The sequence below is a fragment of the Rhizobium sp. LARHSG275 genome (assembly GCF_052871115.1).
This window is the reverse complement of sequence record NZ_JBIXJN010000023.1, coordinates 81,570-108,458: the sequence shown is the minus strand read 5'-3', so window position 1 is coordinate 108,458 and position 26,889 is coordinate 81,570. Positions and strand designations below refer to the sequence as shown.

General features: G+C 61.8%; 20 protein-coding genes. 14 read left to right on the top strand and 6 right to left on the bottom strand.

Features of this window, described 5'->3' with window-relative positions; genetic code table 11:
* The first annotated feature begins 62 nt into the window (after nucleotides 1–62).
* The 7 genes from ACIPSK_RS27085 (at nucleotide 63) to ACIPSK_RS27055 (ending at nucleotide 7,488) form a co-directional block, all read left to right on the top strand.
* Nucleotides 63–1,514 (top strand): homospermidine synthase, encoded by a 1,452-nt coding sequence (locus ACIPSK_RS27085; protein ID WP_017967850.1) that lies wholly within the window; start codon nucleotides 63–65, stop codon nucleotides 1,512–1,514.
* 171 nt (nucleotides 1,515–1,685) lie between these two features.
* A complete protein-coding gene (gene omp10 / locus ACIPSK_RS27080) occupies nucleotides 1,686–2,054 on the top strand; it encodes an outer membrane lipoprotein Omp10 (protein ID WP_017967851.1) in 369 nt (122 codons plus the stop codon).
* A 51-nt stretch (nucleotides 2,055–2,105) separates the two neighbouring features.
* A complete protein-coding gene (locus tag ACIPSK_RS27075; protein WP_162117028.1) occupies nucleotides 2,106–2,387 on the top strand; it encodes a hypothetical protein in 282 nt (93 codons plus the stop codon).
* 174 nt (nucleotides 2,388–2,561) lie between these two features.
* On the top strand, nucleotides 2,562–4,544 hold the full coding sequence (locus ACIPSK_RS27070) for a 5'-nucleotidase C-terminal domain-containing protein (RefSeq protein ID WP_017968181.1): 1,983 nt from the start codon (nucleotides 2,562–2,564) through the stop codon (nucleotides 4,542–4,544).
* Nucleotides 4,545–4,668: 124 nt separating this feature from the next.
* Nucleotides 4,669–5,703, top strand: coding sequence for a ferrochelatase (gene hemH, locus ACIPSK_RS27065; RefSeq protein ID WP_162116983.1), 1,035 nt, complete (start codon nucleotides 4,669–4,671; stop codon nucleotides 5,701–5,703).
* Between the two features lie 285 nt (nucleotides 5,704–5,988).
* On the top strand, nucleotides 5,989–7,029 hold the full coding sequence (locus ACIPSK_RS27060; RefSeq protein ID WP_011653489.1) for an SPFH domain-containing protein: 1,041 nt from the start codon (nucleotides 5,989–5,991) through the stop codon (nucleotides 7,027–7,029).
* 3 nt (nucleotides 7,030–7,032) lie between these two features.
* Nucleotides 7,033–7,488, top strand: coding sequence for an NfeD family protein (locus ACIPSK_RS27055; RefSeq protein ID WP_162116982.1), 456 nt, complete (start codon nucleotides 7,033–7,035; stop codon nucleotides 7,486–7,488).
* Nucleotides 7,489–7,502: 14 nt separating this feature from the next.
* Here the strand turns inward: ACIPSK_RS27055 and ACIPSK_RS27050 are convergent, their stop codons facing one another.
* On the bottom strand, nucleotides 7,503–8,498 hold the full coding sequence (locus ACIPSK_RS27050) for a KpsF/GutQ family sugar-phosphate isomerase (RefSeq protein ID WP_162116981.1): 996 nt from the start codon (nucleotides 8,496–8,498) through the stop codon (nucleotides 7,503–7,505).
* A gap of 175 nt (nucleotides 8,499–8,673) precedes the next feature.
* On the opposite strand from ACIPSK_RS27050, the gene ACIPSK_RS27045 reads away from it, so the two are divergent.
* Nucleotides 8,674–10,215, top strand: a complete 1,542-nt coding sequence (locus tag ACIPSK_RS27045; RefSeq protein WP_162117027.1) for an outer membrane beta-barrel protein — start codon at nucleotides 8,674–8,676, stop codon at nucleotides 10,213–10,215.
* Nucleotides 10,216–10,430: 215 nt separating this feature from the next.
* Here ACIPSK_RS27045 and galU read toward each other — a convergent pair whose 3' ends face one another.
* The gene (galU, locus tag ACIPSK_RS27040) at nucleotides 10,431–11,318 is read right to left on the bottom strand and encodes a UTP--glucose-1-phosphate uridylyltransferase GalU (protein ID WP_003542870.1); all 888 of its coding nucleotides are present in this window, start codon (nucleotides 11,316–11,318) and stop codon (nucleotides 10,431–10,433) included.
* Nucleotides 11,319–11,522: 204 nt separating this feature from the next.
* Between galU and ACIPSK_RS27035 the strand changes: the two genes are divergently transcribed.
* The 3 genes from ACIPSK_RS27035 to ACIPSK_RS27025 all read left to right on the top strand — a co-directional run bounded on the left by ACIPSK_RS27035 (nucleotide 11,523) and on the right by ACIPSK_RS27025 (nucleotide 14,850).
* Nucleotides 11,523–12,746, top strand: a complete 1,224-nt coding sequence (locus ACIPSK_RS27035; RefSeq protein ID WP_162116980.1) for a lytic murein transglycosylase — start codon at nucleotides 11,523–11,525, stop codon at nucleotides 12,744–12,746.
* A gap of 174 nt (nucleotides 12,747–12,920) precedes the next feature.
* Nucleotides 12,921–14,159, top strand: coding sequence for an SGNH/GDSL hydrolase family protein (locus ACIPSK_RS27030; RefSeq protein WP_170257693.1), 1,239 nt, complete (start codon nucleotides 12,921–12,923; stop codon nucleotides 14,157–14,159).
* 115 nt (nucleotides 14,160–14,274) lie between these two features.
* On the top strand, nucleotides 14,275–14,850 hold the full coding sequence (locus ACIPSK_RS27025; RefSeq protein WP_348642904.1) for a GNAT family N-acetyltransferase: 576 nt from the start codon (nucleotides 14,275–14,277) through the stop codon (nucleotides 14,848–14,850).
* Nucleotides 14,851–14,943: 93 nt separating this feature from the next.
* Here the strand turns inward: ACIPSK_RS27025 and ACIPSK_RS27020 are convergent, their stop codons facing one another.
* The gene (locus ACIPSK_RS27020; RefSeq protein WP_162116978.1) at nucleotides 14,944–16,398 is read right to left on the bottom strand and encodes a glutamate synthase subunit beta; all 1,455 of its coding nucleotides are present in this window, start codon (nucleotides 16,396–16,398) and stop codon (nucleotides 14,944–14,946) included.
* A gap of 226 nt (nucleotides 16,399–16,624) precedes the next feature.
* Nucleotides 16,625–21,349, bottom strand: coding sequence for a glutamate synthase large subunit (gene gltB / locus ACIPSK_RS27015; protein WP_170257536.1), 4,725 nt, complete (start codon nucleotides 21,347–21,349; stop codon nucleotides 16,625–16,627).
* 539 nt (nucleotides 21,350–21,888) lie between these two features.
* Here gltB and ACIPSK_RS27010 point away from each other — a divergent pair.
* Entirely contained in the window at nucleotides 21,889–22,941 is a 1,053-nt protein-coding gene (locus tag ACIPSK_RS27010; RefSeq protein WP_162116976.1) for a threonine aldolase family protein, read from the top strand.
* A gap of 56 nt (nucleotides 22,942–22,997) precedes the next feature.
* Here ACIPSK_RS27010 and ACIPSK_RS27005 read toward each other — a convergent pair whose 3' ends face one another.
* A complete protein-coding gene (locus ACIPSK_RS27005; protein WP_162116975.1) occupies nucleotides 22,998–23,852 on the bottom strand; it encodes a LysR substrate-binding domain-containing protein in 855 nt (284 codons plus the stop codon).
* Between the two features lie 45 nt (nucleotides 23,853–23,897).
* Between ACIPSK_RS27005 and ACIPSK_RS27000 the strand changes: the two genes are divergently transcribed.
* On the top strand, nucleotides 23,898–24,947 hold the full coding sequence (locus tag ACIPSK_RS27000) for a bile acid:sodium symporter family protein (RefSeq protein ID WP_162116974.1): 1,050 nt from the start codon (nucleotides 23,898–23,900) through the stop codon (nucleotides 24,945–24,947).
* Between the two features lie 76 nt (nucleotides 24,948–25,023).
* Here the strand turns inward: ACIPSK_RS27000 and ACIPSK_RS26995 are convergent, their stop codons facing one another.
* A complete protein-coding gene (locus ACIPSK_RS26995) occupies nucleotides 25,024–25,494 on the bottom strand; it encodes an Hsp20 family protein (protein WP_017967865.1) in 471 nt (156 codons plus the stop codon).
* A 407-nt stretch (nucleotides 25,495–25,901) separates the two neighbouring features.
* Between ACIPSK_RS26995 and ACIPSK_RS26990 the strand changes: the two genes are divergently transcribed.
* Entirely contained in the window at nucleotides 25,902–26,876 is a 975-nt protein-coding gene (locus tag ACIPSK_RS26990; RefSeq protein WP_162116973.1) for an alpha/beta fold hydrolase, read from the top strand.
* Nucleotides 26,877–26,889 lie beyond the last annotated feature (13 nt).

Below are 26,889 nucleotides of genomic sequence, written 5' to 3'. Positions count from 1 at the left end.
GCGGCAATTTCAAATTAATTCTTCGGGCTGAACGCCTTCGTCGCCTTCCACAGGAGAAAAGAATGACGGAACAAAACTATCCGGTATATGCCGAAATTACCGGTCCGATCGTGATGATCGGCTTTGGCTCCATCGGTCGCGGCACCCTGCCCCTGATCGAGCGCCATTTCAAATTCGACAAGAGCCGGATGGTCGTCATCGATCCGCGGGATGAGCCCTCCGACATGGAGATCCTGAAGAGGCACGGCGTTCGCCACATCCAGGAATATGTCACCAAGGACAACTACAAGGAACTGCTGAAGCCGCTGCTGACGGAAGGCGAAGGCCAGGGATTCTGCGTCAACCTCTCGGTCGACACCTCCTCGCTCGACATCATCAAGCTCTGCCGCAAACTCGACGTTCCCTATATAGACACCGTCGTCGAACCCTGGCTCGGCTTCTATTTCGACAAGAGCATGAGCAATGCCGACCGCACCAACTATGCGCTACGCGAAACGATGCGCAAGGAAAAGGCGAAGAACCCCGGCGGCGCTACCGCCGTCTCCACCTGCGGCGCCAATCCGGGCATGGTCTCCTGGTTGGTCAAGCAGGCTCTCGTCAACCTCGCCAACGATACCGGCCTTAAATTCGAGGAACCGGGCCAGCACGATCGCGAAGGCTGGGCAAAGCTCATGAAGAAGCTCGGCGTCAAGGGCGTCCACATTGCCGAGCGCGACACCCAGCGCACCAAGCATCCGAAGCCGCTCAACGTCTTCTGGAACACCTGGTCCGTCGAAGGCTTCATCTCCGAAGGCCTGCAGCCGGCCGAACTCGGCTGGGGCACGCATGAAGAATGGATGCCGAAGAACGCCAAGAAACACAAGAAGGGCAACAAGGCGGCGATCTACCTGGAACAGCCGGGCGCCAACACCCGGGTGCGCACCTGGTGCCCGACGCCCGGCCCGCAATACGGCTTCCTCGTCACCCACAACGAGTCGATCTCGATCGCCGATTTCTTCACCGTACGCGACAAGGACGGCGAAGTGACCTTCCGCCCGACCTGCCACTATGCCTACCATCCGGCCAACGACGCCGTGCTCTCTCTGCATGAAATGTTCGGCAATGGCGGCACCTCGCAACCAGTCCATCACGTTCTCGACGAGGACGAGCTGGAGGACGGCATCGACGAACTCGGCGTCCTGCTCTACGGCCACGAGAAGAATGCCTATTGGTATGGCTCGCGCCTGTCGCTGGAAGAAACCCGCCGTATCGCGCCCTATCAGAACGCCACCGGCCTGCAGGTCACATCAGCCGTCCTCGCCGGCATGGTCTGGGCGCTGGAAAACCCGAACGCCGGCATCGTCGAAGCCGACGAGATCGATTACAAGCGCTGCCTCGAAGTGCAGATGCCCTATCTCGGCCCGGTCGAGGGCCACTACACCGACTGGACCCCGCTCGACGGCCGTCCGGGCCTCTTCCCTGAGGATATCGACACCAAGGATCCGTGGCAGTTCAGGAACGTTCTGGTTCGCTGAGCACGCCTGCACGGCTTTGACAATGCCCGCCGCAAGGCGGGCATTTTTGTAACGCCGGCTGTCTAAATGCCGCACGCCGCCCCACCAAGGCTTGCCTTCATGCCGGGCGCGCGGCATGTTTTGCCCGAACTTGGCGGCTATCCGCCGCGCCGATTCGCCGGGAGAAGCCTTATGAAAATCAGAACTGGTCTCGTTCTTGTCGGTGCAGCGGCCGCTCTAGCCGCCTGCGTTTCATCAGAGCCGCGTCGCCTGCCGATTGCAACCGCGCCCGCCGCCACTGGTGTCGAAGGCAACTGGAGCGATCCGAATGGCATCGTTTCGACCTTCCAGGGCGGTACTTTCACCACCCGCACGACCGACAGCAACCAGCTTCTTGCCTCGGGCACCTATATCAACACCTCACCGACCCTGGTGGAGATCAACATGACCTCGCTGGTGCGCAAGACGCAGTCCAAGGTCAATTGCGCCCTCGTCAACCCGAGCCAGCTCAATTGCACCTCCGATTCCGGCGCACAGTTCACGCTCTCCCGCCGGGGCTGAATATGAGGCGATAGGTTGACCTTCGCCTCATACCTCGTCCTGCTGCTCGCCATGCCGCTTGCGGCATTTGCGGTCGTTTCGCCGGCCAACGAATATCGTGCCCAGGGCATCGCCGCTCCCGATTGCGACGAGCCGCTGCAGGTATTGATGTCAGCCGTACCGGCAGTCCTGATCCATGATGCAGGCGCGCTCCTTGCCTATCGGGCCGGCCGGCGCTTTCATCGCCTCGTCTCCCTTCTCTGGTTGATCATCGCGCTCGCCACGGTCCCGAATATCACAGAGGCCGTGCACGAACTCTACCGAAACGCCGCCGACCGCGAATGCCGGGGATAAGCAACCGGCTTTTTTGCCCTGCCCCCTTGGAAAGCGCCTCGCCTAGCCCAGCTTTCTCTTGCGGTCGTGCATCGTCTGATGGAACATCCGCAGGCCGGGAAACCGCCCCGGCGCACGATGAAAGGGATCGGCGAGGGATCAGGGGGATCTTTCGCCTCAATCAGGAGAACAGCGATGACGAAGTCTTTCAGCTTCGGTCTTTTGACCGCGTCCATGCTGGCGCTGAGCACGGGCGCCGCCTTTGCGGATTACGAACTCAATATTCTTCATATCAACGATTTCCACTCGCGCATCGAATCGATCAACAAGTTCGACTCCACCTGCTCGGCCGAAGAGGAAGGCAAGAAGGAATGCTTCGGGGGTGCTGGCCGCCTGAAGACCGCGATCGATCAGCGCCGCCAGGCACTATCCGGCAAGAACGTCCTCCTCTTGAATGCCGGCGACAATTTCCAGGGCTCGCTCTTCTACACGACCTACAAGGGAGCAGCCGAAGCAGAGTTCCTGAACCTGATGAAGTTCGACGCCATGACCGTCGGCAATCATGAGTTCGACGACAGCGAGGATGGGCTTGCGACCTTCCTCGACAAGGTGCAGTTCCCTGTCGTGACGGCGAATGTCAAGGCGACAGCCGCCTCCAAGCTCGGCGACCGCATCAAGCCCTCGCTGGTGCTCGATGTCGCCGGCCAGAAGATCGGTATCGTCGGTGCCGTCACCAATGACACGCCAGAGCTTTCCTCCCCTGGCCCGAACGTCACGATCGCCGATGACGTCCAGAGCATTACCGCGGCCGTTCAGGATCTGAAGGGCCAGGGCGTCAACAAGATCATCGCGTTGACCCACGTCGGTTACCCCCGCGATCTCGCCCTGATCGCCAAGATCCCGGATGTCGATGTCGTCGTCGGCGGCCATTCCCATAGCCTGCTCTCCAACACTGACCCCAAGGCGGAAGGCCCTTATCCGACCATGGTCGACAATCCCGGCGGCTATAAAGTGCCGGTCGTCCAGGCTGCCTCCTACAGCAAGTATCTCGGCGATCTCGTCGTCAATTTCGACGATAGTGGTGTCGTCAAAGATGCCAAGGGCGATCCGATCCTGATCGATTCCACCTTTACGCCCGATCCTGCTGTCCTCGCTCGTGTCACCGAACTGGCAAAGCCGATCGAAGACCTGCGCAAGAAGGTGATCGGCTCCTCCGAAAGCCCGATCGAAGGCGACCGCAAGGTCTGCCGCGTCAAGGAATGCTCGATGGGCAATCTGGTGGCCGACGCCATGCTCGATCGCACCAGGAACCAGGGCGTCACCATCGCCGTCCAGAACGGCGGCGGCCTGCGTGCGTCGATCGACGGCGGCGAGGTCACCCAGGGCGAGGTCATCACCGTCCTGCCTTTCCAGAACACGCTCGCCACGTTTGAGACGAGTGGCGCAGATGTCGTCAAAGCGCTCGAAAATGGTGTCAGCCAGATCGACCAGGGCGCCGGGCGCTTCCCGCAGGTCGCCGGCCTGAAATTCTCCTTTGATCAGTCGAAGCCTGTCGGCAGCCGCGTCAGCGATGTCCAGGTGAAGGAGGGCGACAGCTTCACTCCGATCGATCCCGCCAAGACCTACAAAGTCGCCACCAACAACTTCATGCGGGCCGGCGGTGACGGCTATTCGATCTTCAAGGACGGCAAGAACGCCTATGATTACGGTCCGGACCTTGCCGACGTGACCGCCGAATATGTCGCCGCGCATTCGCCCTACAAGCCCTACACGGATGGCCGCGTCACCGAACTGGCGCAGGCAGCACCTGCTCCCTCCGCTTCCGAGCCGGCGCCTACCGCACCGGCTGCTCCGGCCCCCTCTGTCGAACCCAGCCCCGCGCCCGCTGCTCCTGCTCCATCCACCGGGCCGGCTCCTGCACCCGCTGCACCGGCACCGGCTGCCCCGGCACCAGCAACACCGGCGCCCGCTACTGAACCAGCGCCGGCACCGGCAGCCTCCGCACCCGCGGCAACGACGCCGTCCACCCACGTCATTGCCGCGGGCGACACCTTCTGGGATCTCGCCGTGACCTTCTATGGCGACGGCACGATGTGGCGGAAGCTTTCGGATGCCAATGGCAAGCCGAACCCGCGTCGCTTGTCGGTTGGCAAGGAGATCGAGGTCCCCGCCAAATAAGACGATTTGTCCCGATGCCACTGGCCGGTCCGGGGTTTCCCGGGCCGGTTTTTCTTTCTATAGGGTGAACCACGATCTCGAGGCTGCGTATGAGCCGACGGGACCAAAGAGTGTTGGGGCCAGAATGACAGCAGATATTTCACTCCGCCCGACGGACCATCCGGCCGTCAAGTCAGGCAAGATCGGTGTCCTGCTAGTCAATCTCGGCACGCCTGATGGCACCGACTATACCTCGATGCGCCGCTATCTCAGGGAATTCCTGACCGATCGCCGCGTCATCGAATGGTCGCCCTGGAAGTGGTATCCGATCCTGTTCGGCATCGTGCTCAACACCCGCCCGCAGAAGGTCGGCAAGGCCTATCAGCTGATCTGGAACAAGGAGAGGAACGAAAGTTATCTGCGCACCTATACCCGCAACCAGTCGGAGCTGATGGCCGAGCGCTTGAAGGATCTTGATAGCATCAAGGTCGACTGGGCCATGCGTTATGGCACGCCGTCGATCGCCTCGCGCATCGATGCGCTGAAAGAAGAGGGTTGCGACCGGATCGTGCTCTTCCCGCTCTATCCGCAATATGCGGCGGCGACGACCGCCACCGTCAACGACAAGGCCTTCCAGAAGCTGCTCTCGATGCGCTGGCAGCCGGCGCTGCGCACCGTTCCCGCCTATCATGACGACGAGACCTATATCGAGGCGCTCGCCGCATCAGTCGAAAAGCATCTTTCGACCCTCGACTGGAAGCCCGAGATGCTGCTTGCCTCCTTCCACGGCATACCGATGTCCTATTTCAAGCAAGGCGACCCCTACTACTGCCAATGCCAGAAGACCGGCCGGCTGCTGCGCGAGCGGCTCGGGTTGAACGCGGAAAACTTCATGGTCACCTTCCAGTCCCGCTTCGGGCCGGAGGAATGGCTGCAGCCCTACACCGACAAGACGGTGGAGAAGCTCGCCAGGGGCGGCGTCAAGCGCATCGCCGTCATCAATCCCGGATTCGTCTCCGACTGTCTGGAAACGCTGGAGGAGATTGCCGAACAGGCCGCCCACTCCTTCCACGAGAATGGCGGCGAGAAGTTCGCGCATATTCCCTGCCTCAACGACGGCGAGGACGGAATGAACGTGCTGGAAAAGGTCGTCCGCCGCGAATTGCAGGGCTGGGTCTGAGGGCCTCCCTCAGAAAGCGGCATCCGACGAGGAGCTAAAGCATGTCGCGCAAAAGTGTGAGGCGGTTTTGCGATAACGACATGCGTATAAACAAAGACTTAAAGCGCGGGAGCGAATCTGAAAGATCGCGACGCGCTTTAGCGACAGCCCAATGACTTAGACGAAACGGAACCTCCTTTTCGCTTGGAGGTCAGCCGGTTGTGCCATCATTTCTTCTTCGCAAAGAACGTGCTAACTCACCACATGAGTTGGGCAGGCGCGCATGCGCCGATAGGAGGAATTTTCATGCTGTTCGGCGGCTTCGACATCGTCGTGATCGTGCTGGTCATCTTCGTCATCCTGGTGCTCTTTGCCGGGATCAAGACCGTGCCGCAGGGCTACCGCTATACGATCGAGCGCTTCGGGCGTTATACCCGCACGCTGGAGCCAGGCCTCAACCTCATCACCCCCTTCATCGAGCGCGTCGGCGCCAAATTGAACGTGATGGAGCAGGTGCTGAACGTGCCGACCCAGGAGGTGATCACCAAGGACAACGCCTCGGTTTCGGCCGATGCCGTCTCCTTCTATCAGGTGCTGAACGCCGCCCAAGCTGCCTATCAGGTCTCCAACCTCGAAAACGCCATCCTCAATCTGACCATGACCAACATCCGCTCGGTCATGGGTTCGATGGATCTCGACGAACTGCTCTCCAACCGCGATGCGATCAACGACCGGCTGCTGCGCGTCGTCGACGAGGCCGTGCATCCCTGGGGCATCAAGGTCACCCGCGTCGAGATCAAAGACATCCAACCCCCGCGCGACCTCGTCGATGCGATGGCCCGCCAGATGAAGGCCGAGCGCGAGAAGCGCGCCCAGGTGCTGGAGGCCGAAGGCTCGCGCAATGCGCAGATCCTCAGGGCCGAAGGCGCCAAGCAATCCGCCATCCTGCAGGCCGAAGGCCAGCGCGAAGCCGCCTTCCGCAACGCTGAAGCCCGCGAACGTCTGGCCGAGGCCGAAGCCAAGGCGACGAAGATGGTCTCCGAGGCGATCGCCGCCGGCGACATTCAGGCGATCAATTATTTCGTCGCCCAGAAATATACCGAGGCGCTCACCTCGATCGGTTCGGCGCCCAATTCCAAGATCGTGATGATGCCGATGGAAGCCTCTTCCATCCTGAGCTCGCTCGGTGGCATCGGCGCCATTGCCCGCGAAGTCTTCGGCGATGCCGGCAACAGCCCGTCAACGCCGCTGCCGGTACCGCCGCGTCCGCGTCCCGCACCGGCGCGCTCAACGCCGCCGATCAATCCGTCGACCCCCAATCCTTTCAACCCCGAGCAGGAGCGATAAGCCATGCTGGCGAAGATCGTCGCCGAACTCGGTCCGTGGAGCTGGTGGGTCGCAGGCCTCGTGCTGCTCGCCGCCGAATTGATCGTTCCCGGCTTCTTCCTGGTCTGGATCGGACTTGCTGCCTTGATCGTCGGTGCACTGTCGCTGCTCTTCTGGGACAGCCCCTTCTGGGTCTGGGAGTTGCAGGCGATCCTTTTTGCGCTTCTCGCCGTTGCCACGACCTTCGCCGGCCGCCGGCTGACGCTGCGCAATGCGACGACCGACGAGCCCTTCCTCAATCAGCGCGGTGCGAGCCTCGTCGGCCGCACGGCGACGCTGCACGAACCGATCCGCGAAGGCCGCGGCCGCATTCGTCTCGACGATACGCTATGGCAGGTGATGGGACCCGACTTGCCCGCCGGAACGCAAGTGAAGGTGGTTTCGAGCAACGGCCGCGACCTGACGGTCGAGCCCGTCTGATCAAACGAGCCTAATCAGGCGACGCCGATCCGCAGCAGGTCGTGGAAATGCACCAGCCCGACCGGCCGGCAGTCGTCGTCGATGACGATCAGCGCGCCGATGTGATGCTGGTTAAGCAGCGCCAGGGCTGTGGTCGCCAGCACCGTCTGCTTCACCGTCTTCGGCGTCTTCGTCATGATGTCATCGACGGCAAGCTCTGAAAGATTGCGTGTCAGATTGCGCGCCATGTCGCCTTCGGTGACGATGCCGCAGAGCCGCCCATCCTCGTCCAGCACGCCGACGCAGCCGAAATGTTTGCGCGACAGCACCGTGATCGCCTCCGGCATCGGTGTGCCCTTGGCAACGAGCGGCAGCCGCTCGCCGGTATGCATGATGTCGGCGACATGCATCAGGCTCGCGCCCAGCTTGCCGCCGGGATGGAAGACGTGGAAATCCGTGGCGGTAAAGCCGCGCGCCTCCAGGAGCGCAACCGCCAACGCGTCGCCGATGGCAAGCTGCATCAGCGTCGAGGTGGTCGGCGCCAGCCCATTGGGGCAGGCCTCCTGCTCGTTCGGCATCAGAAGGACGATATCGGCGGCGGCCGCGAGCGAGGACCCTTCGCTGCAGGTGATCGCGATAAGCGGAATGGAGAAGCGCCGCGTGAAGGAAATGATGCTCTTGAGTTCGGCGCTCTCACCACCCTTGGAAATCGCCAGCACGACGTCGTCGCGCGCGATCATGCCGAGATCCCCGTGATTGGCCTCCGCCGCATGCACGAAAAAGGCAGGCGTTCCGGTCGAAGCGAATGTCGCCGCGAGCTTGGCGCCGATATGCCCGCTCTTGCCGACGCCGGTGACGATCACCCGTCCGGAGATGTCGCCGATGACTTCGACGGCCCGTGTGAAAGGACCGGCCAATCCCTTGTCAAAGGCCTGTTCGAGCGCTTCAAGACCGCGTCTTTCGGACTCTATCGTGCGTTTTGCCGATTCGAGCACGCTGTTTTCAACGAGGTTTATCGCTCTACTGTTCATGAAGTTGCGTTAGACCTTTTCACTTTCCAAGTCCACCCCGCACTCTTTCCGACCCGCACTCTTTCCGACCCGCACTCTTTCCGAACTGTGAACAGTGCCCGCCGACAGCAACGAATGATTAACCACGAGGCTTTACCTTTGGGTAAGAACCGAAAGCATGTCAGGCGCGAATTGCATGGGCCAGCCAAACCAGACGAGCAGTGTGACGCCGCTCCGCGCCATGAGCCGTGCCGTCTCTTTTGTTGCGTTCGGCTGCTTGCTTCTCAGTCAGACGGCAGCCTTCGCGCAATCCGCCTCGGCGCAACCGGCAAGCAGCCGCTCCGCCGCCTCCCAGGACAATCGCACCACGTACAGCGCCGCATCCGTCGCCGGTTTCGATGACGAGACCGACGATACCGCCGCTCCCGCGGCAAACGGCACGACCGCAAACGCGGACGATACCCAGCAGCGGCCCGCCATACCCGATGCACAAGCGGGCGACGACATTACCGGTTCCATCCTCGACGAGGACATACGCCGGCTGAACACCCGTGAAGCGCCGCTCGACGAGACACTGCCACGCCGCAGGGCTGCCGAAAGCGCCTCGAAAGAGGAAACGCCGGGAATCCCGATCGGCACGTTCGTGCTTCGCCCGAGCGTCACCCAGAGCATCAACACTGAAACCACCAAGGACGGCAATACCACGCAACGGCGCGCCTTTCTTGAAACGGACGCAGCAGCGACCCTGACCTCGGACTGGGGCCGGCATCAGTTGACCGTGACCTCGGAAGGCGCCTGGCAGAAGAATGTCAGCGGCGAGGGTGAGGAACAGCCCTCCTTCAAGATCAACAGCGATCTCAGGCTCGATCTTCCCGACGACACCACGGCGCACCTCATCGCCGGCTATAATTTCTACCGCGAGGACACCGATGATCCCGACGCGATCACCAACGCCGCGCAGCAGTCGGACGTCCAGGAATTTTCGGCCGGCGCCTCCGTCCAGCGCGATTTCGGGATCCTGCGCGGCACGACTGCACTTGCGCTGACACGCTCGATCTATTCGGACGCTAAACTTTCGAACGGCACGACCGTCTCCCTCAGCGACCGCAATCAGACGACGGGCACGTTGCGTGGCCGTGTCGGCTACGAACTGTCACCCGCGCTCATCCCCTTCATCGAGGCCAACATCGGCCGCACGGTCTATGACGAAACTCAAGATTCCGCCGGCTACGAGCGTTCCGGCCATAGCTATGGCGCCAAGGCAGGCGTCGAGGTCGATCTCGGTGAAAAGCTGAAAGGTGAAGTCGGCGTCGGCTACGAGATGGCGGATTTCGAAGACAGCCGCCTGTCCTCGATCGATACCGCCACGCTCGATGCGAGCCTGCTCTGGTCGCCGATCCGCGGCACCGATGTCAATCTCGATCTGCAGACCAGCATCCAGCCATCGACCACGGCAGGCGAAAGCGGCTACGTCTCGCACGCGCTGACGACGACGGTCACTCACCAGCTGCGCGACAATCTGGTCGGGACCATGATCGGCGGGGTGATATGGCGCGATTATCCCACCGACAGCACCATCAACGACGAGCTCGTCTATACCGCAGCAACCGGCCTGACCTGGAACATCAACCGCTATCTCGATCTGACCAGCACGCTCGGCTACGAGCTGACGACGCGCGAGGAAGGCACCGATTCGCAGCAATGGCGTGCCGGCGTCGGTCTCAAGCTGAAACGCTAGAGCATGTCGCGCAAAAGTATGCCGCGGTTTTGCGACAACGACATGCGGAAAAACAAAGAGCTAAATCGCTAGGAGCGAATCTGAAAGATCGCGACGCGTTTTAGAGCAACTCCAGCAAAAGTGCGGGAGCGGCTTGCATCGAGGAAATGGAAGCGCCGCGCGTCCGATAGGAAGCGCGGCGCTCTATCACTTTGAATCTGCGCTGAGCAGCAACCTTACTTCAGGCCGGCCAGCAGTTCCCTGAAGCCGCCTTCGACGGAGGGGCGGATATCGGCGCGTTCGAGAGCGAAGGCGACGTTTGCCAGGATGAAGCCGTCCTTGGCGCCGCAGTCATAGGTCGCGCCACGGAAGTGGTAGCCGGCGAAATCCTGTTCCTTCAGCAGCTTCAGCATGCCGTCGGTGAGCTGGATCTCGTTGCCGGCGCCGCGCTCCTGGGTTTCGAGGATCTTGAAGATCTCCGGCTGCAGGATATAGCGGCCGTTGATGAAGAAGTTGGAAGGCGCCGTCCCCTTGGCGGGCTTTTCCACCATGCCGGTGATGCGGAAACCGTCGCCGATCGCCTCGCCGACGCCGACGATGCCGTATTTATGCGCCTGGTCCGGGGCGCATTCCTCGACGGCGATGATATTGCCGCCGCTCTGGGCATAGAGGTCGATCATGCCCTTCATGCAGCCCTTGTCGCCCTTCATGATCATATCGGGCAGCAGCAGTGCGAAGGGCTCGTCGCCGACGATCTCGCGGGCGCACCACACGGCGTGGCCGAGGCCGAGAGGCTCTTGCTGGCGAGTGAAGCTCACCGTCCCGGCCTTCGGCAATTGCTGGGCGAGAAGGGTAATTTCCGCCTTCTTGGCGCGCTCGCGCAGCGTCTGTTCCAGCTCGAAATGAATGTCGAAATAATCTTCGATGACGTGCTTGTTGCGTCCGGTGACGAAAACGAGATGTTCGATCCCGGCCTCGATCGCCTCATCGACGACATATTGAATGATGGGCTTGTCGACGACGGTCAACATTTCCTTCGGAACAGCCTTTGTCGCCGGAAGGAATCGCGTTCCCAACCCGGCAACCGGAAATACTGCTTTACGAACTTTGTTGTGTTGAGCCACACCCGGCCTCCTGCTTCGATCATATCGCTTTGGAAATGGAGTTTTTTAGCTTTAACTAGTATAGAATTGCTACTGTTTTGCAAATGGTGACCGCAGCGGGTCGCCATGGTAAAGAATTTATTGACTCCGTTCCTGTAGTCTCGGGTCTGGGCGGACATGATGCCCCGCTGCACCGGAAACTGAAGATGACGGATACGACTGTCGATGACCCAGAATCACAAAAACTCCCTTCGTGGTCTTGCTCTCGCCCTCGTTGTCGCCGCCCAGGTGGCACTGGTCCCCGACAACGCGAAAGCTGATTCCCGCTTCCAGAAATGGATCGCGGATTTTTACCAGACTGCCGCTCAGAGTGGCATCAGTAAGGCAACCTATCAAAAGGCCTTTTCCGGGGTGAGCGATCCCGATCCGACCGTGCTCGAAAAGGCGGCCTACCAGCCGGAATTCACCTCGAAGATCTGGGACTATATCGATTCCCGCGTCAATCCCTATACGGTCAAGATCGGCCGCGAGATGGCCGTCAAGCACGCAAGAACGCTCGCTGCGATCGAGCAGCGGTTCGGCGTCGACAAGACCATATTGCTGGCCATCTGGTCGATGGAATCGAATTACGGCGCGGTCCTCGACAAGGACGACCGGCTGCATTACGTGCCGCGCGCCTTGGCAACACTTGCCTATGCCGATCCGAGCCGGGCCAAATTCGCCAAGAAGCAGCTGGTCGCCGCGCTGAAGATCCTGCAGAACGGCGATGTGCCGGCACGCGAGATGACCGGCTCCTGGGCCGGCGCCATGGGCCACACCCAGTTCATTCCGACAAGCTACCTGCTTTATGCCGTCGATGCCGACGGCAACGGCCATCGCGACATCTGGAACTCGATCCCCGACGCGCTGGCGACCTCGGCCAACCTCCTGATGAAAAATGGCTGGGACGCCGGCAAGACCTGGGGCTACGAGGTCGTCGTTCCCGCCGCAGTCGCCCAGCAGGCCGGCAAGACCCATACGCTGGCCCAATGGGCAGCACTCGGCCTGACCCGCCCGAACGGCAAGGCCTTCCGCGAGAGCGCCGCCAAGGCCGTGCTGAAGATGCCGGCCGGGCCCAGTGGCCCGGGCTTCCTGATGACCGCCAACTTCTTCACCATCAAGAATTACAATGCCTCGGACAGCTACGCGCTTGCCGTCGGTCTGCTGGCCGACCAGATCGCCGGCTACGGCGGCATGCAGCAGCGCTGGCCGCGCCCGGACGGTGCCCTCGATATCACCGAGAAATTCGAGCTGCAGACCCGCCTGAAGACGCTCGGCTATTACAATGGCGAGGTCGACGGCAATTTCGGCTCGGGTTCGAAGGCGGCGATATCAGCCGTGCAGTCGCGCATCGGCATGCAGCCGGACGGCGAGCCCTCCTTGCCGCTTCTGAACGCATTGCGCCGCTAGATCGGGATGATCCCGGCCGGATCGGCCGGAAATCTCAATCCGCATTTGAATCAAGGAAGTAGGGCATGATACCGCCCGAAGACCCCACACACTTTTCGGCATGATGCTCTACAACAGGCAGAACAGTGACCTAGATAAGAGCGGGAGTGGACGCTGGCCTACCCCACGTGCAAGATGCCGGCAGATGCGGAACTGCCCATGACTGAGAAAACTGATCGGACCCGTAAAATCCGTTGGCTCGTGCTCGCCTTGACGGCGGCTTCGCTATGCCTTGGCGCCCTTACGCCGGTGCGTGTCGCCGAAGCCCAGGAGCAGCGCTATCAACGCCGATCGATCCTCGATTTCTTTCTCGGCCGGCGCTATCTCGATGACGGGCCGCAAGCCCCTGACGTCCAGCAGCCGAGACGCCAGCAGCGCAAACGGCCGCCGGCGCCGAAGGCCATCGTCAATACACGTACCGCGCCGCCGGTCCGCGCTCCCGTACAGGAGGAGCCGGCGGTGCAAAAGCTCGGCGACGCCCGGACGATCCTGATCGTCGGCGATTTCCTGGCCAGCGGCCTCGGCGACGGCCTCACCGCCGCCTTCGAGACCTCACCGGGTGTGGTCGTCCAAGCCCGCGGCAACGTCTCCTCGGGTCTTGTCCGCGACGATTATTACGACTGGCCGGAACAGCTGCCGAAGATGATCGACGAGCTGAAGCCGGCAATGGTCGTCGTCATGATCGGCGCCAACGACCGCCAGCAGATGGTGACCGACACCGCCAAGGAAAAATTCCGTACCGACGGCTGGTTCAGTGAATACCGCCGTCGTGTCCTTTCCTTCGGCAAGGAAGTCACCGGCCGCAAGATCCCTCTGCTCTGGGTCGGCCTCCCCGCCTTCGAATCCGATTCGATGACGGCCGATGCCGTCCAGATGAATCAGCTTTACCGCAACCAGGTCGAAAGCATCGGCGGCGAATTCGTCGATATCTGGGATGGTTTCGTTGACGAAAATGGCAATTTCATCGTCACCGGTTCGGATGTGAACGGTCAGCAGGTGCGCCTGCGCACCTCCGATGGCATCAACCTGACCCAAGCCGGCCGGCGCAAACTTGCCTTCTATGTGGAAAAACCGGCGCGGCGTCTTCTCGGCACGCAGGCAAGCCCCGACTTGGTCCGCCTCGACTCCAGCAATCTGCCCGGTCTCGGCCTTCCAGCCAATCCGGTCGAACATACCGTGCCGATCAGTCTCTCCGATCCCAATCTCGACGGCGGCGCCGAGCTTCTCGGCGCCAGGCCGCCGCCGCCGACTTTGACGCGATCGCCGCGCGATCTGCTGGTCGAGCAGGGCGAAATGACGCCAGCACCTCCCGGCCGCGTCGACGATTACCGCCTGCCTGTAGCAAAAGCGCCGGCCGAAGTCTCGGTCAAGTGAAAAGCGCCGTCTGAGGTCCAAACGTGCTCGCAGCGGGACTTTGCGGGCGGCATCCTTGCAAAGAACGTCTGCGTAAGACATTTTATGCCTCGATCGTCTCAGGACATCCACTTTCGTGACGTCGCCGAAATTCAATCAAGCATTGGCAGGCATTGGGTTGATGGGCTCATTTGTGATCAGACGCGCGTGTCAATCGGATGCGGTAGCCTTGTCCAAATTCGCCGCAAGGCTATTCCGTGCAACCTACAGCAGTAACACGGCAGCCGCCGATCTTGACGCCTATATCTATAAGAATTTCAACAGGGAACGTCAGGAAGCGGAGATTGTCGATCTCTCAGCCGCTGTTTTCCTTGCGACGATCGATGATCTCATCATCGGATTTGCACAAGTCGTTGTGGGGTCAACCGAAAGTCGCTCGGCTCTTCTCAACCGGATTTACATAGATGCCGAATGGAGAGGAAGCGGATTGGCGAACGATCTTCTCGATACGGTTGTGAGTGAGTCGGCACAGCGTGGTGTTACGCGACTTGAACTAACCGTGTTCGAGCGAAACGCGCGAGCAATAGCGTTCTACAAACGGGCCGGATTTGCGGCAACCGGGAGCACCACGTTTGCGGTCGGCGACGACTTGCAGACCGACGTCGTGATGGAGATGGAATTGGAGGCGCGGTTTAAGCGCAGACCAACCTAGCCCATTTCGCATGTTCTGGCTTTCGCGACAAAATCAAAAAACTCCGCCGGAAAGGCGGAATTCGTGTCTTCGGGAAGTGTGCGCAGCCGATGGTCAGTTCGGCAGCACGGTCGAGCCCATCAATTCCTCGTCGATGGCGCGCGCTGCCTGGCGGCCTTCACGGATCGCCCAAACCACCAGCGATTGGCCGCGGCGCACGTCGCCCGCCGTCCAGAACTTGTCGACCGAAGTCTTGTAGTCACGGTCGTTGGCGACGACGTTGGTCGAGCCGCGCTTGTCGGTGTTGAGCGTCAGCTTGCCGTCGAGCTCCTTCAGCACGCTTGTTGTGAACGGGCCGCGGAAACCGATGGCGATGAAGGCGAGATCGGCGCGGATGACGAATTCCGTGCCTGGAACCGGCCGCCGGCGCTCATCGACCTCGCAGCATTTGACACCGGTCAGCACACCGTCTTCGCCGACGAATTCAAGAGTGGCCACCTGGAATTCACGCACCGCACCCTCGGCCTGCGAGGAGGAGGTGCGCATCTTCGTCGCCCAGAAAGGCCAGACGGCAAGCTTGTCTTCCTTCTCCGGCGGCTGTGGCCGGATGTCGAGCTGGGTAACCTTGACGGCTCCTTGGCGGAAGGCCGTGCCGACGCAGTCCGAAGCCGTATCGCCGCCGCCGACGACGACGATGTGTTTGGCGCCGGCAAGGATCGGGTCCGACGGCCAGCCGACGCTGTCGATGTTCTCGCGCCCGACGCGGCGGTTCTGCTGCACGAGATAGGGCATCGCATCATGCACGCCCACAAGGTCGGTGCCTGGGATACCCGCCTCGCGCGGCGTCTCGGAGCCGCCGCAGTAGAGGACGGCGTCGTGATCGGCGAGCAACTGCTCGACCTTGACGTCGACGCCGACATTGACGCCGCAATGGAAGGTGACACCCTCGCCCTTCATCTGCTCGACGCGGCGGTCGATGAAGTTCTTCTCCATCTTGAAATCCGGAATACCGTAACGCAGCAGTCCGCCCGGCTTCGTCTCGCGCTCGTAGAGATGCACCTCGTGGCCGGCGCGGCCGAGCTGCTGGGCGGCCGCCATGCCGGCGGGACCGGAGCCGATGACGGCGACCTTCTTGCCGGTGTGGACCGTGGCCGGCTGAGGCCGGATGAAGCCGAGCTCATAGGCCTTGTCGGCGATCGCCTGTTCGACCGTCTTGATGGCGACCGGCGCATCCTCGAGGTTCAACGTGCAGGCTTCCTCGCAGGGCGCCGGGCAGACGCGACCGGTGAACTCTGGAAAGTTGTTGGTCGAATGGAGGTTCTGGATCGCCGCTTCCCAGTTGTTGTTGTAGACGAGGTCGTTCCAATCGGGAATCTGGTTGTGAACAGGGCAGCCGGTCGGGCCGTGGCAATAGGGGATGCCACAGTCCATGCAGCGCGCGGCCTGTTTCTGCACTTCCGGGTCCGACATCGGGATCGTGAACTCGCGGAAATGACGGATACGATCCGACGCCGGCTGGTACTTTGCCACCTGCCGGTCGATTTCCAGAAACCCTGTTACCTTACCCATGTTTTCGTCCCTTACCCTCATGACCGCCTCACCGCAGCCAATCTGTCTATCGTCAGTCCCGGTACCCGGGGCAAGTTGCTTGTCTTGACCGTCATTGGATCATATCCCCTGCAAGACATCCGTGCGATCTGAACACCTTCGTCGTCGGCGTGATCGTCACGGGTCGTTGAGATATTGTCGTCATCCGTCACCTGCAGTCAGCAGGTGACGGATGTCCCGGTGCAATTCATTCCGCGGCGATGCCCATCCGGCTGCGCTCCATTTCCTCGAGCGCACGACGGTATTCGACCGGCATGACCTTGCGGAACTTCGGACGGTATTCGGCCCAGTTGTCGAGTATCTCAGTGGCGCGGGCCGAGCCGGTATAGTGCAGATGGTTGGAGATCAGCTGGTAGAGGCGCTCCTCGTCATGGCGCGTCATGTCGCCAGAGACGTCGACGCGTCCCTTGTGCATGAGGTCGCCGCCGTGATGGTGCAGCTTCTCCAGCATGTCGTCCTCCTCGGGCACCGGCTCGAGCTCGACCATCGCCATGTTGCAGCGGCTGGCGAAATCGCCGGTTTCATCGAGCACGTAGGCGACACCGCCGGACATCCCGGCCGCGAAATTACGGCCCGTGGCACCGAGCACGACGACGACGCCACCGGTCATGTATTCGCAGCCATGGTCGCCGACACCTTCGACGATGGCAATCGCGCCTGAATTGCGCACGGCGAAACGTTCGCCCGCTACACCGCGGAAATAGCATTCGCCCTCGGTCGCACCATAGAGCACGGTGTTGCCGACGATGATCGAGTCCTCGGCTACGATCCTCGAATTCTCCGGCGGCCGGATGATGATCTTGCCGCCCGAAAGGCCCTTGCCGACATAGTCGTTGCCGTCGCCGATCAGGTTGAAAGTGACGCCGCGCGCCAGGAAGGCGCCGAAGCTCTGCCCCGCCGTGCCGCGAAGCGTCACGTTGATCGTGTCTTCCTTCAGCCCGCGATGGCGATAACGCTTGGCGACCTCGCCGGAAAGCATCGCGCCCACCGACCGGTCGACGTTCTTGATGCCGACTTCGAAGGCGACGGGCGTCTTGGCCGTCAGTGCCGGCTGCGCCTGCTCGATCAGCACGCGGTCGAGAATATCGTCGATCGGGTGCTTCTGCCGGCTCGTCCAGAAGGTCTCTTCCTTGGGAGCGTCGACCTTGTGGAAGATACGGCTGAAATCGAGGCCCTTTGCCTTCCAGTGGTTCAGCATCTCGTCCTTCTTCAGAAGCTCCGAGGCGCCGATGATCTCGTCGAGCCGGGTGAAGCCCAGCGAGGCGAGGATTTCACGCACTTCGTTGGCGACGAAGAAGAAATAGTTGATGACGTGCTCCGGCGCGCCCTTGAAGCGTTTGCGCAGCACCGGATCCTGGGTCGCCACACCCACCGGACAGGTGTTGAGATGGCACTTGCGCATCATGATGCAGCCGGCGGCAATCAGCGGCGCGGTGGCAAAGCCGAATTCGTCGGCTCCGAGCAGCGCGCCGATGATAACGTCGCGGCCAGTCTTCAGGCCGCCGTCCACCTGCAGGGCGACGCGCGAGCGCAGCCCGTTCAGCACCAGCGTCTGCTGGGTCTCGGCAAGGCCGATTTCCCAGGGGCTGCCGGCATGTTTCAGCGACGTCAGCGGCGACGCACCCGTGCCGCCGTCGAAGCCAGCGACCGTGATGTGGTCGGCGCGTGCCTTGGCGACGCCGGCGGCAACCGTGCCGACGCCGACTTCGGAGACGAGCTTGACCGAGACATCGGCGGTCGGGTTGACGTTCTTCAGATCGTAGATCAGCTGCGCCAGATCTTCGATGGAATAGATGTCGTGGTGCGGCGGCGGCGAAATCAGGCCGACACCCGGCGTCGAATGTCGGGTCTTGGCAACGGTCGCATCGACCTTGTGACCGGGCAGCTGGCCGCCTTCGCCAGGCTTGGCGCCCTGCGCAACCTTGATCTGCAGCATGTCGGCATTGACGAGATATTCGGTGGTGACGCCGAAGCGGCCCGAGGCGATCTGCTTGATCGCCGAGCGTTCCGGGTTCATCGAACCATCGGCCAGCGGCATGTAGCGGTCGGATTCCTCACCACCTTCGCCGGTGTTCGACTTGCCGCCGATCCGGTTCATGGCGATCGCCAGCGTCGTATGCGCCTCTCTGGAGATCGAGCCGAAGGACATTGCGCCCGTCGAGAACCGCTTGACGATATCGGCCGCCGGTTCGACCTCGTCGACCGATACCGGCTTGCGGCCGAGCGCTTCGGCGCTCTTGATCTTGAACAGCCCGCGGATCGTGTTCATCCGCAGCGCCGAGTTGTTCACCATCTCGGCGAATTCCTGGTAACGGTCCTCGGCATTGCCGCGCACGGCATGCTGAAGGGCCGCGACCGCATCCGGCGTCCAGGCATGGCTTTCGCCGCGCATGCGATAGGCATACTCGCCGCCGATGTCGAGCGTCGTGGCTAGAAGCGGATCGGTGCCGAAGGCCGCGTTATGGCGGGCGACGGTTTCTGAGGCGATCGCCTCGAGGCCGACGCCTTCGATCATCGTCGCGGTTCCGAAGAAATACTTGTCGATCAGTTCCGACTGCAGGCCGATCGCATCGAAGATCTGCGCGCCGCAATAGGACTGGTAGGTCGAGATGCCCATCTTCGACATGACCTTGAGGATGCCTTTGCCGACTGCCTTGATGTAGCGGTAGACGACTTCGGAAGCATCCACTTCCTTCGGGAATTCGCCTTTGGCATGCATGTCGAGCAACGTGTCGAAGGCAAGATAAGGGTTGATCGCCTCGGCGCCGTAGCCGGCGAGCAGACAGAAATGGTGGACCTCGCGCGGCTCTCCGGTCTCGACGACGAGACCGACCGAGGTGCGCAGCCCCTTGCGGATCAAATGGTGATGCACGGCAGCGGTGGCGAGCAACGCGGGAATGGCGATCCGGTCCGGCCCGATCTGGCGGTCGGAGAGCACGATGATGTTGTAGCCGCCCTTGACGGCCGCTTCCGCGCGCTCGCAGAGCCGGTCGAGCATCTCGGGCATGCCTTCGGCACCACGCTCGATATCATAGGTGAAATCGAGCGTCTTGGTGTCGAAACGATCTTCCGTGTGGCCGATCGAGCGGATCTTTTCGAGATCGCCATTGGTCAGGATCGGCTGACGAACCTCGAGCCGCTTGGCGTTCGCCGCCCCCTCGTGGTCGAGAATGTTCGGCCGCGGGCCGATGAAGGAAACGAGGCTCATCACCAGTTCTTCGCGGATCGGGTCGATCGGCGGGTTGGTCACCTGCGCGAAGTTCTGCTTGAAATAGGTGTAGAGCAGCTTCGGCTTTTCCGACATCGCCGAGATCGGCGTATCCGTGCCCATCGAGCCGATCGCCTCCTGGCCCGTCGTCGCCATCGGCGACATCAGGACGCGTGTATCCTCGAGCGTATAGCCGAAGGCCTGCTGGCGGTCGAGCAGCGACACGTCGCGGCGCAGCGCCCGCGGCTCCACCGGCTTCAGGTCTTCGAGGATCAGTTGGGTGCGGTTGAGCCAGCTGCGATAGGGATGCGCCGTCGCAAGCTGCGACTTCACCTCGTCGTCGGAAATGATGCGGCCTTCTTCCATATCGATCAGCAGCATCTTGCCCGGCTGCAGGCGCCACTTCTGGATGATCTTCTCCTCCGGAACCGGCAGCACGCCGGCTTCGGACGCCATGATGACGCGGTCGTCATCGGTGACGAGGTAGCGCGCCGGCCGCAGGCCGTTGCGGTCGAGCGTCGCGCCGATCTGCTTGCCGTCGGTGAAGGCGACGGCAGCCGGCCCGTCCCAGGGCTCCATCAGCGCCGCATGATATTCGTAGAACGCCTTGCGTTCGGCCGCCATCGACTGGTTGCCGGCCCAGGCTTCCGGGATCAGCATCATCACGGCATGCGCCAGCGAATAACCGCCGCGCACCAGGAATTCGAGCGCATTGTCGAAGCAGGCCGTGTCCGACTGCCCCTCGTAAGAGATCGGCCAGAGCTTGGAAATGTCCTCGCCGAACAGCGGCGAGGAGACCGACGCCTGGCGCGCCGCCATCCAGTTGACGTTGCCGCGCAGCGTGTTGATCTCGCCGTTATGGGCGACCATACGGTAGGGATGCGCGAGCTTCCACGACGGGAAGGTGTTGGTCGAGAAGCGCTGATGCACCAGGGCGACCGCGCTTTCGAAACGCGGATCCGACAGGTCCTTGTAGTAGACGCCGACCTGATAGGCCAGGAACATGCCCTTGTAGACCACCGTCGCCGACGACAGCGACACCGGATAGAAATTGCTCTCTTCGCCGTCGAACTCGTCATAAATGCGGTTCGAGATCACCTTGCGCAGCGTGAACAGCCGGCGCTCGAACTCGTCGTTGTTTTCGGCGTCCTCGCCGGCGCCGATGAAGACCTGCACATGATGCGGCTCGGTGGCGGCAATGGCCGGCGCCTTGGAGAGCGAGGAATTGTCGACCGGCACGTCGCGGAAGCCGACGAAGACCTGACCTTCCTCGGTGATGACGTCCTTGATCACCTTCTTGAAGTGCTCGATCTGCTTTTCATCGCGCGGCATGAAGATATGGCCGACGCCATATTCGCCGACCGGCGGCAGGGTGATGCCCTGCTCGGCCATCTCCTCGCGGAAGAAACGGTCGGGGATCTGCACCAGGATGCCGGCGCCGTCACCCATCAGCGGGTCGGCGCCGACGGCGCCGCGATGCGTCAGGTTTTCGAGGATGAACAGGCCATCCTTGACGATCTGGTGCGACTTCTCACCCTTCATATGGGCGACGAAGCCGACGCCGCAGGCATCATGTTCGTTGCGCGGATCGTAGAGGCCCTGCTTCTTCGGCAGGCCGGAGGCGGATTTGGACATATTGGCCGTCGCGCGCAGCTCAGCAGCAGCAAACCGGTCAACTTCCATGGATGGCGTCTTCGTCATCATCTTTCCTCCTGTCGAAGCCCGCGCGGTCGCGGGCGGCTTTTCGTCCCGCGCCGCAACCCGAAGATAGGTTCGGCGCATGACAGCGCTGTTGCATTGTGAAGATCGGCCGCAGACATCTGCTTTAAAGGAAAGCAAACCGTCGCGTTCCGCGCCTGCCATTCGCCTCCGCGCGCCACCCCTTAAGGCTTGACGCTCGGAAGAACTATAGCGTGAAAGCCGGTCTGTTCCAGGGCTTTCGGCGCCTCTTCGGTCATAAAGGCCAGAATAGGACAGCAACACTGTCCTAATTCATCAGTTCTATGCCAGAAAGCATTCGGCTCTGCAAGAGCGCTCCGTCAAAAAACGTCAATTTGCGACGGAAGATTGCCTATGTAGCGGCGATGACGAAAGAAAATTACGTTGTAACGTATTATTTTGTTTATTGATTGCGTAGTTCAATTTCCGTGATGTGTCGCCGGCGACAACCTTGATCCTGCGAAGCTTTGGCGTAATGTCCGCTGCGGACTTGCCAGCCCCTTCCTTTCCAACGGTTTCCCCACATGTTCTTTGCTTCCGATAACTGGGCCGGCGCCCACAAATCCATTGCCGAACGTCTGCTGACGGAATCGACCGGCTTTGCCGCCGCCTATGGCGCCGGCAATCTCGACAGAAAGGTCGAAGCTCGTTTTTCCGAGATCTTCGAGCGTGAGGTTTCGATCTTCTTCGTCGCCACCGGCACAGCCGCCAACTCGCTGTCGCTGGCAAGCGTCCAGCGCCCCGGCGGCATCACCTTCTGCCATTCGGAAGCCCATGTGATCGAGGATGAATGCGGCGCGCCGGAATTTTTCTCCGGCGCCGCCCGCCTCGTTGCCGTTGACGGCGAAGCCGGCAAGATCGACCCGGCGAAGCTTTCTGAAAAGATCGCAAGCTTTCCCGAGGACGCCGTCCATCACGGCCGCGCCAGCGCCGTGACCATCACCCAGGCGACCGAGATCGGCACCGTCTATTCCTTGCCGGAGATCGGCGAGATCGCCGCCATCGCCAGAAAGCGCAGTCTGCCGCTCCACATGGATGGTGCCCGCTTCGCCAACGCGCTGGTCGCACTTGGCGCCACCCCGGCCGAGATGACCTGGAAGCGTGGCGTCGATATGCTCTCCTTCGGCGGCACCAAGAACGGCTGCTGGTGCGCCGAAGCGATCGTCTTCTTCAATCCGGATCAAGCCCGGGAAATGCCCTTCATCCGCAAGCGCGCCGCCCAGCTCTTCTCCAAGTCGCGTTTCATTGCCGCCCAGTTCGACGCCTATTTCGAAAACGGCCTCTGGCTCGATCTTGCCCGTCATTCGAACGGCATGGCCGACCGGCTGCGCGCCGGCATCGGCACGAGCAATTCGGCCCGCCTCGCCTGGCCGACCGCATCCAACGAAGTCTTTGCTGTCGTCAGCAAAAGTGCCGTAAAAACCGCGGAAGAAAAGGGCGCGAAATTTTACGAATGGCCGGTCCCGGCGGCAACGCCCGAACTCGTTTCCGAAAGCGAAACCCTGATCCGCCTCGTCACCAGCTTCACGACGACCGAAGCGGATGTCGATGGTTTCCTGAAATGCCTGGCCGCTTGATCGCCGGCAGCGAAAGGTTTTGCCGGCCCGGCGGGCCTTTTGCTGCCGGCAAGGACTCACGTCGACCTCAGTCCTCTCACCTTTTGCAGAATATCCTCCGACAGGGCCGAGACCAGCGCCTGGTCCGCGCCCTTGCGCGGAACCAGCACGAATTCCACATCCTCCAGCACCGGAAGTCTTCCCGCAGCGATTTCCTTCAGCCCTGAGGGCGCCATGCTGCGCGGCTGCACCAGCACCCCCATCCCGGCCCGGGCCGCCGCCGTCAGCCCGCTCAGGCTGCCGCAGGTACAGACGATCCTCCACGGCACCCCGTTTCGACCGAGCGCTTCGAGCGCGATCACTCGCGTGACGCTCGGCGGCGGAAAGGCGATCAGTGGCAGAGGGCCGGAGGCGAGCACACGCTCTGGATCACGCGCCAGCCAGATGAGCGGCTCGCGATAGACGAGCTTTCCGCGCGCATCGCCGAGCCGGCGCTTGGCGAGCACCAGATCGATGTCGCCATTGTCCTGCATCTCATAGAGAACGCCGGAAAGCGCCACTGTCAGCTCGAGGTCGACGGAGGGGTGCGAACGAACGAAATCCTCGAGCACCGCCGGCAGCTGGCTGGTGACGAAATCTTCCGACACGCCGAGCCGCAGACTGCCGCGCAGGCTGTTGCTCTTAAACAGCGACTGTACCTGCCCCTCGATCGAAAGCATGGCGCGCGCATGCAACAGCAGCGCCTCGCCATCGCCGGTCAGCATCACCTTATGCGTGTCGCGCGCCAGCAGCTTGCGCCCGAGTGCTGTCTCCAGCCGCTGGATGTGCTGGCTGACGGTCGACTGACCGAGGCCGAGCCTCTCTGCCGCGAGCGTGAAACTGCCCATCTGTTCGACGGCAACGAAACTGCGCAATTGCGAAAGGTCCAGCATGATCCAGTTTCTCGATAACTGTTATTCCTTGCATCCTGGATCATAATGGACGACAGAACAATGATTGTTTTATCACGCCGCGAGATCGCCATGCGCCGCTTTCTGCCCGATACATTCACCATCCTGCTTGTCTGCACCGTCATCCTCGCCTCGCTGCTGCCGGCGCGCGACACATTCGCGCATTATTTCGGTATCGCCACCGACCTTGCCATCGCGCTGCTGTTTTTCCTGCACGGCGCCCGCCTGTCGCGCGACGTCGTCATATCAGGCCTGCTGCACTGGCGCCTGCATCTCGTCATCCTGCTGACGACCTTCGGCATCTTCCCGCTGCTTGGCATGGCGCTCGGACTGATCCCCGACACGATCCTGCCGCAGCCGCTTTACCTCGGCATCCTCTTCCTCTGCGTGCTGCCCTCGACGGTGCAGTCGTCGATCGCCTTCACCTCGATGGCGGGCGGCAACGTGTCGGCCGCCATCTGCTCGGCCTCGGCATCCAACATCTTCGGCATGTTCCTGACACCGCTGCTCGTCGGCTTGTTGTTTTCCGTCGGCGGCCACGGCGGCTTCTCCTTCGACGCATTAGAGCAGATCCTGCTGCAGTTGCTCGCCCCCTTCATCGTCGGCCAGATTCTGCAGCCCTGGATCGGCGACTGGATTCGCGCCAAGAAGAAGATCCTGATGCCTGTCGACCGCGGCTCGATCCTGATGGTCGTCTATCTCGCCTTCAGCACGGCTGTGGTCGAAGGTCTGTGGCACACCTTCTCGATCGCCGATATCGCCGTCGTCATCGTCGCCGACATGGTTCTGCTGGCAATTGTCCTGGTGCTGACGATGTTCGGCAGCCGTTGGCTGGGCTTCAATAAGGCCGACGAGATCACCATCACCTTCTGCGGCTCGAAGAAGAGCCTTGCAAGCGGCGTGCCGATGGCGAACGTCATCTTCGCCGGCCAGTCGATCGGCGCGATCGTGCTTCCGCTGATGCTGTTCCACCAGATCCAGTTGATGGTCTGCGCCGTCATCGCCCAGAAATACGCCGCCGCCGCGGCCCGCCGCGCAACGGACGAGGAAATCGACGAAGCCGCCAGCCCGGCATGAAGCATGTCGCGCCGAGCGGCAATAGAAAACGGCGCCCCCGATGGAGCGCCGTCCGTTTCATCCGACAAGGATCTGATTAGCCGTTGATGATCTGCGCTTCGATGGCCTTCGGAGCCTCGACCGGTTCTGCAGCAATCGTAATCTTGCGGGGCTTCATGGCCTCGGGAATATTGCGCAGAAGGTCGATGTGCAGCAGGCCGTTCTTCAGCGAAGCAGCGGTCACCTCGACATGATCGGCAAGCTGGAAGCGGCGCTCGAAGGCACGCTTGGCAATGCCGCGGTAGAGGAATTCGCCGCTTTCGGCAGGTTCCTCGTGCTTTTCACCCTTCACCGACAGGACATGGGCATGGGCTTCGATCGAAAGTTCGGTCTCGTCGAAACCGGCAACGGCCATGGTGATGCGATAGGTGTTTTCACCGGTGCGCTCGATATTATAGGGCGGATAGGTCTGCGCCTGCTCCGGCTGGGCAAGACTGTCGAGCATGGTGAAGAGCCGGTCGAAACCGACGGTCGAACGATAAAGGGGAGAGAAGTCTACGTGACGCATGATGTCCTCCTGTGGAAGCGACGTGTTGCGATGAAATGCCCCTGAAACCCCATCTTTGGCGGCCTCGGGGCGGTTGCGCAGGCCCTTTCCGGCACCCGCAGAAAGGAGATGGTGATGGGATTTGACGAGTTCAAGACCTTTCCGGAATCGCCTTGATCGGCCCGTGAACCCCGCATGAACGACCGGTTCGGAGCGCGTTCAGGCGCATTCGCCTAGAAATTTCGGCGTCGGGTGAATCTGGTCCCGATGGCTGAAGTGCATCGTCCCTTCTTCTTCAGTCTCAACTTCGGCCGGCCGCGAGCACCCTCATGCTCCTGCCGGCCCTTTTCCCCCACCGCTTTCCAAGCCGGGTGCCATGCGCTATCCCTGAAGGTGGAAGCAGTCAGCAGTGGCGCATTGGCAAAGTCATGGATCAGGTTCTCTATTCGACGCCCGACAATCCCGCTCCGGAAAACCGCACGGAGGGGTTCTTCGAAACCCATGACGGCCACCAACTGCGTTACGCCGTCTTCCGCGCTAGCGGACAGGTTGCCAAGGGCACCGTCGTCATCCTGCACGGCCGAAACGAATATATCGAGAAATACTTTGAGACGATCCGCGACCTGACGGCCAGGGGCCTCTGGGTCGCGACCTTCGACATGCGCGGCCAGGGCGGCTCGCAGCGACTCCTGAAACGCCGAAACCACGGCCACATCCGCCGCTTCGTCGATTACGAGCGCGATCTCGACACCTTCCTCGAAAAGGTGGTGCTGCCGGATACCCGCCTGCCCTTCTACTTGCTCGCGCATTCCACAGGCGGCCTGATCGCGCTCTCGGCCGCCCCCTATCTCACCACTCGTATCGATCGCATGGTGCTGTCGGCGCCCTTCATCGGCCTGACCGGCCAGGCGGCTTCGCCCCGCGTCATTCGCACCCTTGCCGGCACGCTGAACGCCGTCGGCCTCGGCTTCCTGCCGCTGACCTCGAAACTGAAGGAGCCGGATTTCCGCGACAATCCGCTGACCTCGGACGAGCACCGCTTCGAGCGCAATGTCGCGATGATGAAGGCCCATCCGGAGCTGACACTCGGGCCACCGACAGCCCGCTGGCTGACCGAGGCCTTTCGCACGATGGACCGGGTCACCTCGCCCTACCATCTCTTCTCGATCACCATCCCGACCATCGTCATCGCCCCAACGCGTGACGGTGTCGTGCCCTATACGGCGCAGGAGCGCCTTTCGCGTTATTTCCGCGCCGGCCAGTTGGTGCCGATCAACGGCGCCCGGCACGAGATATTCCAGGAACGGGACATCTACCGCGCCGCCGCCCTTGCGGCCTTCCACGCCTTCATTCCCGGCAGCGATGCCGAAGAAAACCAGGACATTGCTGCCCTCGGTACGTGAGCCGGATCGGCTT